Origin of the sequence: Paracoccus sp. (in: a-proteobacteria) (assembly GCF_032007265.1) — a bacterium.
In the GTDB taxonomy this organism is placed as follows: domain Bacteria; phylum Pseudomonadota; class Alphaproteobacteria; order Rhodobacterales; family Rhodobacteraceae; genus Paracoccus.
Window position 1 is genome coordinate 22,286 of sequence record NZ_DALZMB010000030.1, and the last position, 16,344, is coordinate 38,629.

At 59.5% G+C, this 16,344-nt stretch carries 20 protein-coding genes; 13 read left to right on the top strand and 7 right to left on the bottom strand.

Annotation, left to right across the window (positions count from 1 at the left end):
* The first annotated feature begins 3 nt into the window (after positions 1–3).
* From RTS12_RS08585 to aat, 7 genes are all read left to right on the top strand, one after another.
* Entirely contained in the window at positions 4–1,005 is a 1,002-nt protein-coding gene (locus RTS12_RS08585) for a tyrosine recombinase (RefSeq protein WP_312527495.1), read from the top strand.
* A gap of 288 nt (positions 1,006–1,293) precedes the next feature.
* Entirely contained in the window at positions 1,294–3,321 is a 2,028-nt protein-coding gene (gene tkt / locus RTS12_RS08590; protein WP_312527497.1) for a transketolase, read from the top strand.
* Between the two features lie 115 nt (positions 3,322–3,436).
* On the top strand, positions 3,437–4,363 hold the full coding sequence (locus tag RTS12_RS08595) for a DMT family transporter (RefSeq protein ID WP_312527499.1): 927 nt from the start codon (positions 3,437–3,439) through the stop codon (positions 4,361–4,363).
* The gene (locus RTS12_RS08600) at positions 4,360–5,256 is read left to right on the top strand and encodes a lysophospholipid acyltransferase family protein (protein WP_312527500.1); all 897 of its coding nucleotides are present in this window, start codon (positions 4,360–4,362) and stop codon (positions 5,254–5,256) included. Before RTS12_RS08595 ends, RTS12_RS08600 begins: the two co-directional genes overlap by 4 nt.
* Positions 5,257–5,350: 94 nt before the next feature.
* Positions 5,351–5,878, top strand: a complete 528-nt coding sequence (accB, locus tag RTS12_RS08605; RefSeq protein WP_312527502.1) for an acetyl-CoA carboxylase biotin carboxyl carrier protein — start codon at positions 5,351–5,353, stop codon at positions 5,876–5,878.
* Between the two features lie 11 nt (positions 5,879–5,889).
* On the top strand, positions 5,890–7,242 hold the full coding sequence (gene accC / locus RTS12_RS08610) for an acetyl-CoA carboxylase biotin carboxylase subunit (RefSeq protein WP_312527504.1): 1,353 nt from the start codon (positions 5,890–5,892) through the stop codon (positions 7,240–7,242).
* 96 nt (positions 7,243–7,338) lie between these two features.
* A complete protein-coding gene (aat, locus tag RTS12_RS08615) occupies positions 7,339–7,971 on the top strand; it encodes a leucyl/phenylalanyl-tRNA--protein transferase (RefSeq protein WP_312527506.1) in 633 nt (210 codons plus the stop codon).
* Here the strand turns inward: aat and RTS12_RS08620 are convergent.
* The 5 genes from RTS12_RS08620 to RTS12_RS08640 form a co-directional block, all read right to left on the bottom strand.
* On the bottom strand, positions 7,935–8,417 hold the full coding sequence (locus tag RTS12_RS08620) for a DUF2155 domain-containing protein (RefSeq protein WP_312527508.1): 483 nt from the start codon (positions 8,415–8,417) through the stop codon (positions 7,935–7,937). The genes aat and RTS12_RS08620 overlap by 37 nt on opposite strands.
* Positions 8,414–8,887, bottom strand: a complete 474-nt coding sequence (mlaD, locus tag RTS12_RS08625) for an outer membrane lipid asymmetry maintenance protein MlaD (protein WP_312527510.1) — start codon at positions 8,885–8,887, stop codon at positions 8,414–8,416. Before mlaD ends, RTS12_RS08620 begins: the two co-directional genes overlap by 4 nt.
* A 3-nt stretch (positions 8,888–8,890) precedes the next feature.
* Positions 8,891–9,265, bottom strand: coding sequence for an NADH:ubiquinone oxidoreductase subunit NDUFA12 (locus RTS12_RS08630; RefSeq protein ID WP_312527512.1), 375 nt, complete (start codon positions 9,263–9,265; stop codon positions 8,891–8,893).
* A 164-nt stretch (positions 9,266–9,429) separates the two neighbouring features.
* Positions 9,430–10,698 carry an ATP-dependent Clp protease ATP-binding subunit ClpX gene (gene clpX, locus RTS12_RS08635; protein WP_312527513.1) on the bottom strand — a complete coding sequence of 423 codons (1,269 nt, stop codon included), beginning with the start codon at positions 10,696–10,698 and terminating at the stop codon, positions 9,430–9,432.
* A 161-nt stretch (positions 10,699–10,859) separates the two neighbouring features.
* Positions 10,860–11,489, bottom strand: a complete 630-nt coding sequence (locus RTS12_RS08640; RefSeq protein WP_312527515.1) for an ATP-dependent Clp protease proteolytic subunit — start codon at positions 11,487–11,489, stop codon at positions 10,860–10,862.
* Positions 11,490–11,685: 196 nt separating this feature from the next.
* Here RTS12_RS08640 and pth point away from each other — a divergent pair, with 196 nt between their 5' ends.
* The 4 genes from pth (at position 11,686) to RTS12_RS08660 (ending at position 14,294) form a co-directional block, all read left to right on the top strand.
* Complete coding sequence (pth, locus tag RTS12_RS08645) at positions 11,686–12,435, top strand: aminoacyl-tRNA hydrolase (protein WP_312527517.1); 750 nt, start codon at positions 11,686–11,688, stop codon at positions 12,433–12,435.
* Positions 12,436–12,497: 62 nt separating this feature from the next.
* Positions 12,498–12,872 (top strand): DUF2237 domain-containing protein, encoded by a 375-nt coding sequence (locus RTS12_RS08650; RefSeq protein WP_312527519.1) that lies wholly within the window; start codon positions 12,498–12,500, stop codon positions 12,870–12,872.
* Between the two features lie 19 nt (positions 12,873–12,891).
* Entirely contained in the window at positions 12,892–13,539 is a 648-nt protein-coding gene (locus tag RTS12_RS08655; RefSeq protein ID WP_312527521.1) for a DUF4893 domain-containing protein, read from the top strand.
* Positions 13,540–13,559: 20 nt separating this feature from the next.
* Positions 13,560–14,294 (top strand): cytochrome c biogenesis CcdA family protein, encoded by a 735-nt coding sequence (locus RTS12_RS08660; RefSeq protein WP_312527523.1) that lies wholly within the window; start codon positions 13,560–13,562, stop codon positions 14,292–14,294.
* A 10-nt stretch (positions 14,295–14,304) separates the two neighbouring features.
* Here the strand turns inward: RTS12_RS08660 and RTS12_RS08665 are convergent, their stop codons facing one another.
* A complete protein-coding gene (locus RTS12_RS08665; RefSeq protein ID WP_312527525.1) occupies positions 14,305–14,670 on the bottom strand; it encodes a YigZ family protein in 366 nt (121 codons plus the stop codon).
* Positions 14,667–15,089 carry a Fur family transcriptional regulator gene (locus RTS12_RS08670; RefSeq protein WP_312527528.1) on the bottom strand — a complete coding sequence of 141 codons (423 nt, stop codon included), beginning with the start codon at positions 15,087–15,089 and terminating at the stop codon, positions 14,667–14,669. The genes RTS12_RS08665 and RTS12_RS08670 overlap by 4 nt, the downstream gene beginning before the upstream one ends.
* A 93-nt stretch (positions 15,090–15,182) precedes the next feature.
* Here RTS12_RS08670 and RTS12_RS08675 point away from each other — a divergent pair, with 93 nt between their 5' ends.
* On the top strand, positions 15,183–16,091 hold the full coding sequence (locus RTS12_RS08675) for a metal ABC transporter substrate-binding protein (RefSeq protein WP_312527530.1): 909 nt from the start codon (positions 15,183–15,185) through the stop codon (positions 16,089–16,091).
* Positions 16,084–16,344 (top strand): ATP-binding cassette domain-containing protein (locus tag RTS12_RS08680; protein ID WP_312527532.1); only part of this gene is annotated, 261 nt, incomplete at its 3' end. The genes RTS12_RS08675 and RTS12_RS08680, both read left to right, overlap by 8 nt.

Consider the following 16,344-nt stretch of genomic DNA (forward strand, 5'->3'; position numbering starts at 1 on the left):
GAGATGCCAACAGATCCCATTGCTCCGGCCAAGGCTGGCGGTACGTTGACACAGGATTTGCGCCGGATCTCGGCGTTCCTGGATGCGCAGGCCGCCGAAGCGGGCGCGGCGCGCAATACACTTTTGGCCTATGGCCGCGATCTGCGCGATTTTGTCGAATGGCTGTCGCGGCATGACGCCTGCCTGATGCGTGTCTCGCGCGACGGGATCGAGGATTACCTTGGCTTTTGCGATGCTCAGGGCCTGTCGCGGGCGACGCGGGCGCGCCGGTTGTCGGCCATCCGCCAGATCACGCGCTTTGCCCAATCCGAGGGCTGGCGCGAAGATGACCCGGCGGTGCGCATCAGCGGTCCCGGCCGCGCGGCACGCCTGCCCCGCACCCTAAGCCGCGATGAGATCTCGGCCATGTTCGATGCGATCTCAAATGTCGGGCGTAACCCGGTCGAACGCACGCGTAATCTGGCCTTGTTCGAGATGCTTTATGCCACGGGCATGCGCGTCAGCGAATTGGTCGAGCTGCCCGTCAGCAATTGCCGCGGCAATCCGGAATTGTTGTTGATCCGCGGCAAGGGCGGCAAAGAGCGGATGGTTCCCCTAAGCCCCCCGGCCCGTGTTGCTTTGGCCGCCTGGCTGGCGATGCGTGACAATAGCCCCGCCGACAGTGCCTTGGGGAAATTGGTCAATGGCCGTGGTGCCCGCTGGCTGTTCCCGGCCGCCAGCGCCGAAGGTCATATGACCCGACAGGCTTTTCACGGCTTGATCGGCCAGATTGCGGCAGCCGCGGGCATCGATCCAACGCGCGTTTCGCCCCACGTCATTCGCCATGCCTTTGCCACGCATCTGCTGGAAGGCGGCGCAGATCTAAGGGCCATCCAGACGCTTTTGGGCCATGCCGATCTGGGCACGACCGAAATCTATACCCATGTGCTGGATACAAGGATGCGCGAATTGGTGTTGAACCACCATCCTTTGGCAAAGGGCAATCGCCAAAACTCAACTGATTGAGGTGGCCGTTGTCGTCGCAGTTGGGTGTGCCGCCTGATTGCGCACGCGCTTTTGATGACGTCATGACATGGCCATGCCCGCACGGATCGCCGTCAGATCCAGCGCGGCTTTTGCCGTTTTGGCGAAACTCTCATGTCCTTTTGCCAAAAGAGGCGGGATTTTATTCCTCAATCGCCCCGCAAACGGAACATCTCGCGTCACCTTCTGTCATCTGGGCGGCTTTTGGTTGCAACCGGACGCTGCCCCGCCTATCAGAAGGCGCCGCCACAACTTTCATGGAAAACCGTCATGAACATCGCCGAACGCCGTCAGGCCGATCCTCAGCATTGGCGTCTCGCCACCGCCATCCGGGTTCTTGCCATGGATGCCGTAGAAGCCGCAAACTCTGGTCACCCGGGCATGCCGATGGGCATGGCGGATGTCGCGACGGTGCTATTTCGCAACCATCTCAAATTCGACGCCTCGGCGCCGAACTGGTTCGACCGTGACCGCTTCGTCCTTTCGGCTGGTCATGGCTCGATGCTGATCTATGCCCTGCTTCATCTGACCGGCTACGAGCAGATGAGCCTTGAGCAGATCAAGAACTTCCGCCAATGGGGCGCGATCACCGCAGGCCATCCTGAATACGGCCATGCCGAAGGTGTTGAAACCACCACCGGCCCGCTTGGCCAAGGCATTGCGACCGCCGTTGGTATGGCCATCGCCGAAGAAGCCATGCGCGCACAATTCGGCCAAGAGCTGTGCCACCACAAAACCTGGGTCATTGCCGGCGACGGCTGCCTGATGGAGGGGATCAGCCAAGAGGCCATTGCCCTGGCTGGCAATCTTCAGCTTAAAAACCTGATCGTTTTGTGGGACAACAACGACATCACCATCGATGGCCGCGTCTCGCTTTCGGATAAAACCGATCAGCACAAGCGCTTTGAAGCCTCGGGTTGGCGCGTGCTGTCATGTGACGGCCATGATGCCGCCGATATCGAGCGCGCCTTGGCAGATGCCGCCTCGGGCAAAGATGAGCGTCCGGTTCTGGTCGATTGCAAAACCCTGATCGGTTTCGGCGCGCCCAAGAAACAAGACACATCGGGTGCGCATGGTGCGCCGCTGGGTGCCGAAGAAATCGCCGCCGCCCGCGCAGCCTATGGCTGGGAGCACGGCCCGTTTGAAATCCCTGCGGATATTTTGAACGAATGGCGTGCGATTGGCGCTCAGGGTGCCGAAGCGCGTGCAGCCTGGAACGCGCGCGTTGATGCGATGAACGGTCCGGCCCGCGAAGAATTCGCCCGCCGCATCTCGGGCGAGATCAGCGAGAAACTGAGCCCCGCCCTGACCGCGCTAAAAGCACAGGCCAGCGAAACCAAGCCGAAAGTCGCGACCCGCAAAGCCAGTGAAATGGTGTTGGAAATCATCAACACCGAATTGCCGGAAACCATGGGCGGATCGGCCGACCTGACCGGGTCGAACAACACCAAAACCAAGGTCATGAGCAACTTCTCGGCCACCGATCGCAAGGGTCGCTATGTCAATTACGGCATTCGCGAACATGCTATGGCTGCGGCGATGAACGGGATCTGGCTGCACGGCGGTTTGCGCCCTTACGGCGGAACCTTCATGACCTTTACAGATTACGCCCGTGGCGCCATGCGTCTGTCGGCGCTGATGGGCCTGCCGGTCGTCTATGTCATGACCCATGACAGCATCGGTCTGGGCGAGGATGGTCCGACCCACCAGCCGGTCGAGCATCTTGCCATGCTGCGCGCGACCCCTAACACTTGGGTATTCCGCCCCTGTGACGTGATCGAGACCGCAGAAGCCTGGGAATTGGCACTGAACACGGAATCGACCCCCTCGGTTCTGGCATTGTCGCGCCAAAACCTGCCGACGCTGCGCGTCGAGCATCGCGAGGAAAACCTGACCGCTCGCGGCGCCTATGTGCTGCGCGAGGCCAGCGCCGCGCCCAAAGCCATTCTGATGGCGACCGGCTCGGAGGTCGAGATCGCAGTCGCCGCGCGCGAGACGCTCGAGGCTCAGGGCATCCCGACCCGCGTGGTCTCGGTCCCGTCGATGGAGCTGTTCCGCGATCAGCCTGCTGATTACCGTGCCGAGGTTCTGCCGGGTGATACCGTGCGTGTCGCGATCGAGGCTGCCATCGGTATGCCATGGGATTGGCTGTTGCTGGGCGAGCGTGGCAATGCAGATAAGTCGGCCTTTGTCGGCATGACGGGCTTTGGCGCATCTGCCCCGGCCCCGACGCTGTACAAAGAGTTCGGCATCACCGCGGAAAACGTGGTGGCCAAAGTCACCGCCCTGCTGGGTTGATCAGAGATTGCCCGAGATAGATTGGGCAATCCATTGATCTAGAAATATAAATACGCCGGGCTCTATAACAGGGCCCGGCGTATTCAGTGACGGGACACGAAAAAGAAAGACGCAGATGTCGGCGCTGGGACGGTTCAAATCGCTGGTGGGCCTCGCGGCGCCAGATCACGGCAACGGCCGCCATTCTGCGCAAACGCAGGGGATCATCCTGCTGCTTTTGGCGATTTTCAGCTTCACCTTGATGGATGCGACGGCGAAATATCTGGCCGGGCGCTATCACCCCGTGCAAATCGTCTGGTCGCGCTTTTTCATTAATTTCGCGGTTGTTCTGATCTTTGTCGGGCCGCGACTGCGCAGCACCATCCGTTCGGCCTGCCCCCAGATCCAGCTTTTGCGCGGCCTTGCCCAGTTGGGTTCGGTCGGGCTGTTCTTTACCTCACTGGCCTATATCGGACTGGCCGAAGCCACAGCGATCATGGACTGCAACCCGGTCCTGATCACGCTTGGTGCGGCACTGTTTTTAGGCGAATCCATCGGGCCGCGACGCCTTGTTGGCATTATCGTCGCCCTAATCGGGGCATTGATCATCATCCGCCCCGGAGCGGGTGTCTTTCAACCTGCCGCGATTTTGCCCCTTTTGGGCGCTTTCACCTATGCGGGCGGCGCAATTTTGACGCGGTTGGCACGCGCCGATTCCACCGCGACCTCTGTGCTTTGGACAGCCACCATCGGCACCATCGCCACGTCCCTTTTCGTGCCCTTCTTTTGGCAGCCCATCGCGGCCAATGATATCTGGGCCTTTGTCGCCGTGGGTCTGTTCGGCACCATCGCGCAAGCCTTGCTGATTCGCGCCTTTACCCTGGCCGAGGCTTCAGCCGTGGCGCCCTTTGGCTATACGGGTCTGGTCTGGGCAGGCTTTTGGGGCTGGTTATTTTGGGGAAGCATCCCCGATTTCTGGACCCTTTTCGGTGCGGTTGTTGTTGTCTCAGCGGGGCTTTATGTTTGGGCACGCGAGGCACAAGCCATGAAAAAGGCGCAATGACACAAGACAGCGACGAGATCGACGACAAGCCGCCAATCGGCGACAGGATCGGCAATGCCGCCTTTCTGACGCTGATGGCATTGGCCAAAGCCCTGCCCTATGAACGTCGCATCCCGGCGGTGGGCTGGTTTTTCGCGCATATCCTTGGCCCGGTGGCAGGCTGGCGTAAACGCATTCGTGCAAATCTGGCCCTGGCACGCCCGGATCTGGATGCCGCCGAAGTTCGCCGCCTGACGCGCGCTGTGCCCAATAATGCCGGACGCTCAATCGCCGAGATCTACTCGGGCCGCGAGTTTACCGCGCGCATTCAGGCCAGCAATCCGCTGTATGGGCCGGGCCTTCCCGCGCTGGAAGAGGCTGCGGCAACTGGCCGGCCGGTGATTATCGCCTGCGCGCATTTTGGCAATTACGATGCCTTTCGCGCGGCGCTTCACGCCAAGGGCTGGCCGATTGGCGCGCTCTATCGCCCCATGAATAACGAGGCGTTCAACGAGCATTACATCCCCGCCATGAAATCCATCGCCGAGCCGCTCTTCCCACGCGGACGCTCGGGCTTGGCGGCGATGTTGCGTTTTCTCAAGGGCGGCGGCTGGCTTGCGCTTGGGTTTGATCAGTTCGATGGTCGCGGTGCCGAATTGCAATTTTTTGGCCTGCCGACGAAAACCGTACTGACACCGGCCGAACTGGCCATTCGCTATGACGCGCTTGTGGTGCCGGTTGCAGGTATTCGCCAAGAGGATGGGCTAAGCTTTCGCGTTCAAGTCGGTGAGCCGGTCCCCTTGGGAGATCCTGCACAGATGATGCAGCACCTTAACGACGACCTTGAGGCGCTGATCCGGCTGCATATGGAGCAGTGGTTGTGGATTCACCGGCGCTGGAAACGCAGGAATTGAGGTAAATCTCTTTTCCTTAGAGGCACGGACAGTCTATAAGGCTGCAAACGCCGCGCCAAATGCACGCGGCATAATTGAATGGGCAGAGGACCGCATGAGCAAAGATCACGAACAGAATGAATCGCAGGCACGCGCGCATGAGGGCGACGTTGCGTTCATCCAGTCGCTGGCAGAGCTTCTCAACCGCAGTGAATTGAGCGAACTTTCGGTCAAGCGCGAATATGGCGAAAACGACCGCCTGACGGTCAGCCTTTCCAAACATGCCAAGCAGGTTGTGGTGCAAGGTGCGGCTCCGGCTGCTGCCGCGGTTGCGGCCCCGGCCCCTACTGCCGCACCGGCCGCCGCAGCTGCGAGCGCCCCTGCTGCAAGCGCCGATCCGGCAAGCCTGCCGGGTGCGGTTACGTCGCCCATGGTCGGCACCATCTATCTTGCGCCCGAACCCGGCGCGCCGGCCTTTGCAGCAATCGGCCAACAGGTCAAAGAGGGTGATACGCTGCTGATCATCGAAGCCATGAAAACGATGAACCACATCCCCGCGCCCCGCGCAGGTACCGTGCGTCGTATTCTTGTCGAGGATGGCACCCCCGTCGAATTTGGAACCCCCCTTATGGTGGTCGAGTGAGGCCAGCCAGCATGTTCGACAAAATCCTGATAGCGAACCGCGGCGAGATTGCGCTGCGTGTTATCCGCGCTTGTCGCGAAATGGGCATTGCCTCGGTTGCGGTTCATTCAACTGCTGATGCCGATGCAATGCATGTACGCATGGCAGATGAATCGATCTGCATCGGCCCGCCGCCTTCGGCGGACAGCTATCTGTCGATGCCCGCGATCATCTCGGCCTGCGAAATCACCGGTGCGCAGGCTGTGCACCCGGGCTATGGCTTCCTGTCGGAAAACGCCCATTTCGCCCAGATGCTGGAAGATCACGGCATCACCTTTATCGGCCCGCGCGCGGAACATATCCGTATCATGGGCGATAAAATCACCGCCAAAGAGACCATGCGCGATCTGGGCGTTCCCTGCGTGCCGGGTTCGGCTGGTGGCGTCGATACCGTCGATGATGCATTGCAGGTCGCCCAAGAGATTGGCTATCCGGTAATCATCAAGGCAACCGCAGGTGGCGGCGGACGCGGCATGAAAGTTGCCGAAGATGCCAGCGGTCTTGAGGTGGCTTTCCGTACCGCACGTGCAGAAGCCAAAGCCGCTTTTGGCAATCCCGATGTCTATATCGAGAAATACCTTCAGACCCCGCGCCATATCGAGATCCAGGTCTTTGGCGATGGCAATGGCCGCGCGGTTCACCTGGGCGAGCGCGATTGTTCGCTGCAGCGCCGCCACCAAAAGGTCTTTGAAGAGGCTCCGGGTCCGGTCATCACCGCCGAGCAGCGCGCCCGGATCGGTAAGATCTGCGCCGATGCCTGCGCCAAGATCCAATATGCCGGTGCTGGTACGATCGAATTCCTGTTCGAGAACGGTGAATTCTACTTCATCGAGATGAACACCCGCCTGCAGGTCGAGCATCCCGTGACCGAGGCGATCTTCGACGTCGATCTTGTGCGTCAGCAGATCATGGTCGCCGCCGGCTATCCGATGGAGTTCCAGCAAGACGATCTCAAGATCCGCGGCCATGCGATCGAAGTCCGTCTGAACGCGGAAAAGCTGCCGAATTTCGCACCTTGCCCCGGGACCGTGACCCAATATCACGCCCCTGGTGGCCTTGGGGTGCGCATCGATTCCGCAATCTATGACGGCTATCGGATCCCGCCCTATTACGACAGCTTGATCGGCAAGCTGATCGTGCATGGTCGTGATCGGCCCGAAGCCCTGGCCCGCCTCTCGCGCGCTTTGGGTGAGCTGATCATCGATGGCATCGACACAACTGTTCCGTTGTTCAATGCTTTGGTCAATGATCCCGACATTCAGGCCGGTGATTATTCGATCCATTGGCTAGAACAATGGCTGGCACGCCAGCAAGCCAACAGCTAACTTAGCTGGCCCGGCGCATGATTGCGGCGGGCCTTTTCGTATCTCTCTTCGCCCGCCACTTGCCAAGGTGTGTTTGCGATCAGCTTTGGTGCCCCAATGTTAAGCGCTTCCGAATTGCTGACGGCCTATGCGCGCGGGCTTTTCCCAATGGCAGCTGGTGCGGGCACGGATCAGCTCTATTGGTTCAACCCTGATCCGCGCGGCATCATTCCACTGGGACAGTTGCATGCGGCCCGCTCGCTTCGGCGCGATCTGCGAAAGTCGAATTGGAGCGCGCGGCATGCCGAAGATTTCGACGCCGTTGTCGAACATTGTGCTGCACGTGATCAAACTTGGATCAACATGCCGCTTAAGCGACTTTACCGCGAGTTGCATGATCACGGACATGCCCATGCCCTAGAGGTCTATAAAGACGGCGCGCTTGCAGGTGGCATTTTCGGCGTTACAGTCGGGGCCGCCTATTTCGGCGAAAGCATGTTTTCAACCCAGACCAGCGGATCGCGGGCGGCGCTTTTGTGGATGGATTGGTTGCTCCGCAATGCCGGATTCACCCTGTTTGACACGCAATATCTGACCCCACACCTGCAAAGTATGGGCGGGCGCGAAATTCCGCGGCAAAGCTATCGACGGATGTTGGCGGCGGCAGTTGCGGATGCGCCGCTGAAACTTGCCTCGCTACCGCTTATCAGCAGTCACGCGCTGGTGCAGGACATCACCCAGACATCGTAGCGCGCATCATCCAGGGCCGAGATGGCCGGGGATGAGGCAATCATCCACCCCGAAAAGACCATACGATTCAATGTCGTATCATTCACGATCAGCTCGGCATAAGCATCCGAGCTGGGGTTGTCCTGCGGAAAGCGGCATTCACCAAGGCGGATTTCCAACCGCCCAAGCGCGAATGCCTCGCCGTTGGCAAGGGTAATATCTTGGGTCTTTCCGGTGATTTTATCCAAGCCCCGCAGCTTGGCACCCGGCGCGCGCTGGGTCTTGGCGCCTTTCAGCTGCGCAGCCGCTGCGGCCTGACGCTCGGCCGCAGAAGGTTCAGCAGGGACCGGAAGCATTGCCGGATCCTGGAACTCTCCCTCATCCTCAGCCCCATCGACGGCGTCTTGCGCCAGGGCCGGCACTGTCAGTGCCGAGGACAAAATCAAAGCCAAAAGCCAGCGTGTCATGGTTTTTCCCCAGTCGAGGATTGTGAATCGACGAATTTCATCAAAAGCGAGATCAGGCTGACCGCACCTTGGACATCCTCGATCTCATCACCGGGGGAAAGGTCATCCGCCGCCCCGCCCGGCTGCAATTCGATATAAGCGCCACCCAGCAGCCCATCAGATTGGATCAAGGCCGCTGTGTCCGTCGGTAAAAGAACATTTCGCGGCAATGACAAAGCCGCCTCGGCAAAATATGTTTCAGGGTTCAGCCTGATCGAGCTGACCCGTCCAACTTTCACCCCGGCAATGCGAACATCTGTTCCGGCCTCGATGCCATCGACATTGGGAAAGGCTGCACGCAATTCATAGCTGCCGCCAAGACGCGCGCCGATCGCGCTGCCCCCGGACAAAGACCAGCCTAAAAATCCCGCCGCAACCGCAAGAACCGCAGCGCCAACCCAAAGCTCGGCACGCTCTGCCGCAGTGGTCATCACTTAGTCCGGCTGCCACGCATCATAATCGCGCCGCACAAGAGGCTCGGCTTTATAAAGCGAGCCTTGCGGGCGATAGGCCTCGATCGTGCCGGTTTCGTTCGGGCGATGAGGTTTTTCCCAGCTTTTATGGCGCAATGGATCCTGGGTCGGGGGCTGATCATAGGTGAAATGCAGCCATCCGTGCCAATCCGAGCCAACACGGCTGGCCTCAGATTCGCCATTATAGATGACCCAGCGACGCTTGCCGCCGCCCGACTGGTAATAGATGTTTCCTTGATCGTCCTCGCCGACCTTTTCGCCATAAAGCGCGGTCCAGACCTGAGTATTCAGCGTCTGTCCCTTCCACCAAGTCGTCACGCGAGAGATCAAAGACATGTTCAGGCCTTTTTCAAGAAATCGCATCGGGTATCGCAAATCCCGAGTCCTAGGTCCAGTACCGATCTGCGTCCAAGCCGATTGTGTCGCCCTGCTCCAGAACGCGTTCGTCAAAACAGAAAGGCCGCAGCGAGGTCCCGCTGCGGCCTTTCCTTACATCTGGGTCAACCAGCAGAAGCCGCCGGCTCTTTTTTTGCTTCTGCGTGGATCAGCAAAGGCTTGGCTGCCGGATTTTCGACAGCATCCTCATTGACCACGACCTCGCTAACGCTGTCCATTCCGGGCAGGTCGAACATGGTGTTCAGCAAGATATCTTCCATGATCGAGCGCAAGCCACGCGCGCCGGTTTTGCGCTTGATCGCCCGGCGGGCAATCGCAGTCAGCGCATCCTCTGTGAAGGTCAGCTTGACGTTTTCCAGATCGAACAAGCGCTGATACTGCTTGACCAGCGCGTTCTTGGGCTGGGTCAGAATGATCATCAGCGCTTCTTCGTCCAGATCGCTCAGCGTGGCGATCACGGGCAGACGCCCGACGAATTCGGGGATCAGGCCGAACTTCAGCAGATCCTCGGGTTCCAGCTCTTTGAACAGCTCGCCGACACCGCGATCATCCTGCTCTTTGACCGAAGCGCCAAAGCCCATCGCCGTGCCCTTGTTGCGCTGCGCGATGATCCGTTCCAATCCCGCGAAAGCACCGCCACAGATAAAGAGGATATTGGTCGTATCGACCTGCAGGAATTCCTGCTGGGGATGCTTGCGGCCACCTTGCGGCGGAACGCTGGCAACCGTGCCCTCCATGATCTTCAGCAGCGCTTGCTGCACACCCTCACCCGAGACATCGCGCGTGATCGAAGGGTTGTCCGATTTGCGGGTGATCTTATCGACCTCGTCGATATAGACGATGCCGCGCTGCGCGCGCTCGACGTTATATTCGGATGCCTGCAGCAGTTTGAGGATGATGTTTTCCACATCTTCACCAACATAGCCTGCTTCGGTCAACGTAGTTGCATCCGCCATGGTGAAGGGCACGTCAAGAATACGCGCCAGCGTTTGCGCCAGCAGCGTCTTGCCGCAACCCGTCGGGCCGATCAGCAAAATATTCGACTTTGCCAGCTCGATATCACTTTTCGAGCTATGGTTCAGGCGTTTGTAGTGGTTATGGACCGCGACCGAGAGCACGCGCTTGGCATGTTCCTGTCCAATGACATAATCATCAAGAACGGCACAGATTTCGCGCGGCGTCGGTACGCCATCGCCGGATTTCAGCGAAGAGGTCTTGGTCTCTTCACGGATAATATCCATGCACAACTCGACGCATTCGTCACAGATGAATACGGTCGGGCCAGCGATAAGTTTGCGGACCTCATGCTGACTCTTGCCGCAGAAGCTGCAGTAGAGCGTATTTTTGCTGTCGCCGCCGGGCTGGTTCGCCATCGTTCAGTTCCTTGCTCCTATGCCGGAATTGCAGAAAAACCTGCAGGTCCGGTTCGCGCCGCGTTTGGACAAGCTATCGTCCAAGCCCTCGGTTTCATGTTAGGGATCGCGACATTCGGTCACAATCCCCAAAAGCGTTCAATTTTAGCGCCAAGCCCGCCTTAAGCGTTCGGATCGGCCTTGCCGCGCGGGCTCATGACCTCATCGATCAGACCCCATTCTTTGGCCTCTTCGGGCGACATGAAGCGGTCGCGCTCCAGCGCTTCTTCAACTTCGCTTAGGCTGCGCCCGGTGTGCTCGACATAGATTTCATTCAGGCGACGCTTCAACTTTTCAGTTTCGCGCGCGTGGATCAAAATGTCAGTGGCCTGCCCCTGGAAACCGCCCGAGGGCTGGTGAACCATGACGCGGCTGTTGGGAAGTGAATAGCGCATACCCTTTTCACCAGCGCAGAGCAGCAACGACCCCATCGAGGCAGCCTGCCCCACCACCAGCGTCGACACGCGCGGGCGGATATATTGCATCGTGTCATAGATCGACAGACCCGAGGTCACGACGCCGCCGGGGCTGTTGATATACATGCTGATCGGCTTGGTCGGGTTTTCCGCCTCAAGGAACAGCAATTGCGCGCAAATCAACGTCGACATCCCGTCATGGACCGGACCCGAGACGAAAATAATCCGCTCTTTCAGCAGGCGCGAGAAGATATCATAGGCGCGTTCCCCACGGCTGGTCTGTTCGACAACCATCGGAACGAGCGTGTTCATATAGAATTCTGCCGGATCTTGCATGTATTTCCCTGCCTGTGGCCCTTGCCCGCTTCCGTTTTTTTCGCGCCGCTCACTGCAAACCTTGCTTCGAACCTGCAGTCTTAAACGCGAAAGCTTGACAGAGTCTTAGTAACGCCCGGTTCCAAGAGCAAGAGACGGATAAAAATTGCCCCTTCTGGACTACGCGGTTATCTAGGCATCCGCAGGAGGTTGAACAATGCTGCTTATCGTAGGTTTAGGGAATCCGGGCACAAAATATGCCGGAAACCGTCATAATATCGGCTTCATGGCCCTGGACCGACTGGCGTCGGATCATGGTTTCACGCCTTGGCGGACACGTTTTCAGGGGGAAATCTCCGAAGGGCGGCTGGGATCCGAGCGGGTGACGCTGCTAAAACCATCAACTTTTATGAACCTTTCTGGCCAATCGGTCGGCGAGGCCATGCGCTATCTGAAGCTTGAACCCGCCGATATCATCGTCATGCACGATGAGTTGGACCTTGCGCCGGGCAAACTGCGCCTGAAAACGGGTGGTGGCCATGCGGGTCACAATGGGCTGCGCTCGATCCACCAACATATTGGCGAGGCCTATCGTCGCTTGCGGATCGGAATCGGGCACCCCGGCCATAAAGACCGCGTCGCAGCCTATGTCTTGTCTGATTTCGCCAAGGCCGAAGAAAACCTGATCGAGGATATCTTGCGCGGGATCTCGGACGGTGCGGCGGATCTGGCGCGCGGCGACGAGGCGCGCTTTTTGAACGCGGTGGCCGCCCGGGTCACGCCTGCACGCAATTCCGGCAGCCAGCGCCCCTCCAGCGGCCCCGCAGGCGCTGGCAAACTGGACCAGCCCGCCAAGCCGGGTGCCGCCAAAGCCGATCCCGCCCCGCCAAGCAAAGAGGCGCCCCCCAACGCCGAGCCCCCTTCGGCCTTTGACAAGCTGCGCGCCCTTGCCGAGCGTTTCAAATAATCCGATCGGCACGCGGCTTAGCCGAGCCGTATCTCAAAACCCACAGACGCAGAAAGGCTATCATGGACGATTCAGTGAATGTCTTGGGCGGGCCGCTTCAGCCTTGCTCGAACGATCCTTTGACCGGGTTTTATCGCGATGGTTGCTGCAATACCGGGCCAGAAGATCACGGCAGCCATACGGTTTGCGTCAGGGTCACGGCCGAATTTCTGGCCTTCTCGAAATATCTTGGCAATGACCTAAGCACGCCACGCCCCGAGTTTCGGTTTCCTGGCCTGAAACCGGGAGACCGCTGGTGCCTTTGCGCCGCGCGCTTCCTGCAAGCAGCCGAGGAATTCGCTGCGCCAAAAGTCGTACTTGAGGCGACCCACTCACGCGCTCTTGAGATCGTGCCGCTGGACCTGTTGCGGGTGCATGCGATAGGGCCAGAGGCCTGACGCAAAAGGAACCGACACAATGTTTCGCCGACAAAGAACGAGCCGCTTTGCCGCCCTGTGCCTGATGATAAGTTCCGCCACTCTTGCGCTGACAGGCCCGGTGCGGGCATCTGAGCGCTTGCAGGATGGCACGCAGATCCGTTCCGATGACGTCAGGCGGCTGGCCTCGCTTGACCTGAGCTATGGCACGGCCTTGCGTCAGGCGTTCAATGATGGCGACAATGAGACCGTCTTTGCCCTGATCGCCGCGCTGCGCGGCGCGCCCGAGGCACCACAGGATGTCAAAACCGATGAGCTGGTCGGGCAGTGGCAATGCAATATGACCAAGGTGGGCGGTAATCTGCCCGGCGTGATCTATCCCCCCTATCGCTGTGAAATCCGGCAAGAGGATGGCAAGCTGGTCTTTGAAAAACAGACGGGCTCGCAACTGACGCGCGGGACATTGCACCGCGACGGCGACCGCATCGTCTATCTGGGCACGGACTATATCCGCGGCTCGAACCCGCCCGCCTATCATGAGCTGCCAGACCAGATCGATACCCGCACCGGAGAGCAATTCTTTCCCGATGCAGGCGTATTCGAAGTAATGAGCAAAACCCATGCCCGCATTATCCTGCCGCAGCCCCATCTTGAATCCGAGATGAATGTCTTGAACCTGACACGCTGATCTCGACGGCAGGGCCGGGCATGAGCGGGATCTGGACAGCGGCGGCGGCAGGGCTTTTGTCCTTTGCCTCGCCCTGCCTTTTGCCGCTGGTGCCGTTCTATCTGTGCTATCTGGGCGGGATCACGCTGGCCGAGCTGCGCGCCGATGATATGCCCGCCCGCATGCGCCGCCATCTGATGCTGGCCGCGCTGTTTTTCGCGGCGGGTGTCACCACGATTTTCGTATTTCTGGGGCTCGGGGCCAGCGCGCTTGGTCAGCTTTTTCTGGAATGGCACCAGATTTTGCGATGGGCTGGCGCGCTGATCATTGCCTTGCTGGGCTTGGGGCTGTTGGGCATACCGCTGCCAAGGGGGCTGTCGCGTTTTGGCCATCCGCTGATGGGCCGGCGGATGGGTGGCGGCGGGATTTTACCTGCCTATCTTGGCGGTTTGGCGTTTGGTTTTGGCTGGACGCCCTGTGTCGGCCCCGCGCTGGCAGCCATTCTGGTTCTGGCGGCGCAAACCGGTCAAAGCAGTCAAGGGGCGCTTTTTCTGTTGGTCTATGGCCTGGCCATGACCCTGCCCTTCGTGCTGATTGCGGGCTTTTCCACGGCGCTGTTGCCTTGGCTTGGCCGCCATCGCCAAAAATTCGCGCAGCTTCAGCCGGTCATGGGGTTGGGTCTGATCCTTTTTGCCGCGCTTTTGGCCTTTGACCGCATCAGCCTGATCGCGCAATGGATGCTCGAGCGCGGCGAATGGCGCTGGCTGCTTAACTGAAGATCGTGCCCTAGCCGCGCTCGGCCAGGTAATGGCGCACCGCATCCGCAACATGTCGAAAACGATCCCCGCCCAAGTGCTTGCCGCCATACCAGCGCGTCACGATCACCACATGATCGGTCAGGCCCGCGCGTTCGAGCATCTGCAAAATCAGTGCCCCGGCCCCTGCTTCACCATCGTCATCCTTGACGCCCTCGCCCCCCAGAATGGCGGCCCAGGAATGATGCGTGGCCTTGGCAAAACGCTTATTGCGGCAAAGCTGGGTTAAATGTGCATCGACCTGCGCGCGATCATGCGCAATCCCACCCGAGACCGCATAACGTGACCCTCGATCCGAGATGATCTTGTCATAGACCACAAGTTCCGCATCACTCACGGCAGCTTCCTGACATACAGCTCTAGCCGGTGGCGCAAGATCTCATAGCCCATTTCAGCGGCGATCTCGGCCTGTAATCGTTCGATACGTTCGTTGAAGAATTCCATGACCTGCCCGGTATCAACATCGATCATGTGATCATGATGGCGCTGATCGGCGGGTTCATAGCGTGCGGGCTCACCCTCGAATTCGACCTTATGGATCAAGCCCTGCGTCTCTAGCTCGCTCAGCGTGCGATAGACCGTCGCCAGCGACACCCCAGCCCCCGCCGCCGTCGCGCGGGCATGCAGGGTCGTGGCATCGGGGTGATCATCCGTATCCGCCAAGACTGCCAGCAAAGCGGCGCGTTGGCGGGTAATGCGCACACCAGAGCGGCGCAGGGCATCTTCAAAAGTTCGGGCGCGGTCTTCAATCGTCATGGCTATTTGTGCCTCAGTTGCGAGAGGATTGCAACTAGCTTGACAGTTGCGAATGATTCGCAGAAGCTGTGAGAAAGCAGAAACAGAAAGCCCATGGCCCCTCATTTCAGAACGCTTCTTCGCCGCATCGCAGCTTTTGCGAGCATCACCCCCCTTTTGCTTGGCAGCAGCGCAATCGCTGCAGATTTCAAGGTTGTCACCACCTTTACCGTGATCGCGGATATGGCCCGTAACGTTGCCGGCGACAGTGCCGATGTCGTCTCGATCACCAAGCCTGGCGCAGAAATTCACGGCTATGAGCCGACCCCAAGCGATCTGGTGGCCGCACGCGGCAGCAATCTGATCTTGTGGAACGGTTTAGGCCTTGAGGCGTGGTTTGCGCAATTCCTGCGCAACATGGGCGACATCCCCTCGGCCACATTGACCGAAGGCGTCACCCCGATCGAGATTGGCGGCGGCGCCTATGAGGGCCAGCCCAATCCACATGCCTGGATGTCGCTCGAGAATGCGCTGATATACATCGACAATATCGAAAAGGCGCTGTCAGAGCACGATCCGGTCCACGCCCCCCAATATCGCGCCAATGCCGCCGCCTATAAGGCGCAGGTCACCGCGACCATCGGGCCGCTGCGGGCTGCTGCGCGCGATCTGCCCGAACATAAGCGCTGGCTTGTGTCATCTGAGGGCGCCTTTAGCTATCTTGCGCGGGATTTCGGCCTGAATGAGCTGTATCTTTGGCCGATCAATGCCGATGCACAGGGCACGCCCCAGCAGGTGCGCCGGGTCGTTGATCTGATCGAGGAATATAAAATTCCCGTCGTCTTTTCCGAAAGCACGATCTCGGATCGCCCGGCCAAACAGATCGCCGCCGAAACCGGCGCGCGCTATGGCGGTGTTCTTTATGTCGACAGCCTGTCACCGCCCGATGGTCCGGTGCCCAGCTATCTGGATCTGCTGCGCGTGACCTCGCAGACCATCGTGTCAGGATTGAAGGATGAGTGACGTGACCTCTGACGCTTTGGGCATTGCTGTTCGCGATTTGACGGTAACCTATCGCAACGGCCATACCGCGCTGCGCGATGCATCCTTCACCGTGCCCAAAGGCTCGATCACGGCTTTGGTCGGGGTGAATGGTGCGGGAAAATCGACCTTATTCAAGGCGGTGATGGGCTTTGTACCCGCCGCGCGCGGCGAGGTGTCCATCCTTGGGATGAGCGTGGCCCAGGCGCAAAAGCTGAACCTGATCGCCTATGTG

Bases quoted from the DNA above. Each gene is read 5' to 3' on its own strand.
- RTS12_RS08595 (WP_312527499.1), top strand. From the start codon at position 3,437: ATGTCGGCGCTGGGACGGTTCAAATCGCTGGTGGGCCTCGCGGCGCCA.
- RTS12_RS08630 (WP_312527512.1), bottom strand. From the start codon at position 9,265: ATGTCTTTGATCTCTCGCGTGACGACTTGGTGGAAGGGACAGACGCTG.
- aat (WP_312527506.1), top strand. From the start codon at position 7,339: ATGTTAAGCGCTTCCGAATTGCTGACGGCCTATGCGCGCGGGCTTTTC.
- clpX (WP_312527513.1), bottom strand. From the start codon at position 10,698: ATGGCGAACCAGCCCGGCGGCGACAGCAAAAATACGCTCTACTGCAGC.
- RTS12_RS08660 (WP_312527523.1), top strand. From the start codon at position 13,560: ATGAGCGGGATCTGGACAGCGGCGGCGGCAGGGCTTTTGTCCTTTGCC.
- RTS12_RS08600 (WP_312527500.1), top strand. From the start codon at position 4,360: ATGACACAAGACAGCGACGAGATCGACGACAAGCCGCCAATCGGCGAC.
- RTS12_RS08650 (WP_312527519.1), top strand. From the start codon at position 12,498: ATGGACGATTCAGTGAATGTCTTGGGCGGGCCGCTTCAGCCTTGCTCG.
- tkt (WP_312527497.1), top strand. From the start codon at position 1,294: ATGAACATCGCCGAACGCCGTCAGGCCGATCCTCAGCATTGGCGTCTC.
- pth (WP_312527517.1), top strand. From the start codon at position 11,686: ATGCTGCTTATCGTAGGTTTAGGGAATCCGGGCACAAAATATGCCGGA.
- RTS12_RS08675 (WP_312527530.1), top strand. From the start codon at position 15,183: ATGGCCCCTCATTTCAGAACGCTTCTTCGCCGCATCGCAGCTTTTGCG.
- accB (WP_312527502.1), top strand. From the start codon at position 5,351: ATGAGCAAAGATCACGAACAGAATGAATCGCAGGCACGCGCGCATGAG.
- RTS12_RS08655 (WP_312527521.1), top strand. From the start codon at position 12,892: ATGTTTCGCCGACAAAGAACGAGCCGCTTTGCCGCCCTGTGCCTGATG.
- accC (WP_312527504.1), top strand. From the start codon at position 5,890: ATGTTCGACAAAATCCTGATAGCGAACCGCGGCGAGATTGCGCTGCGT.
- RTS12_RS08670 (WP_312527528.1), bottom strand. From the start codon at position 15,089: ATGACGATTGAAGACCGCGCCCGAACTTTTGAAGATGCCCTGCGCCGC.
- mlaD (WP_312527510.1), bottom strand. From the start codon at position 8,887: ATGACCACTGCGGCAGAGCGTGCCGAGCTTTGGGTTGGCGCTGCGGTT.
- RTS12_RS08640 (WP_312527515.1), bottom strand. From the start codon at position 11,489: ATGCAAGATCCGGCAGAATTCTATATGAACACGCTCGTTCCGATGGTT.
- RTS12_RS08585 (WP_312527495.1), top strand. From the start codon at position 4: ATGCCAACAGATCCCATTGCTCCGGCCAAGGCTGGCGGTACGTTGACA.
- RTS12_RS08620 (WP_312527508.1), bottom strand. From the start codon at position 8,417: ATGACACGCTGGCTTTTGGCTTTGATTTTGTCCTCGGCACTGACAGTG.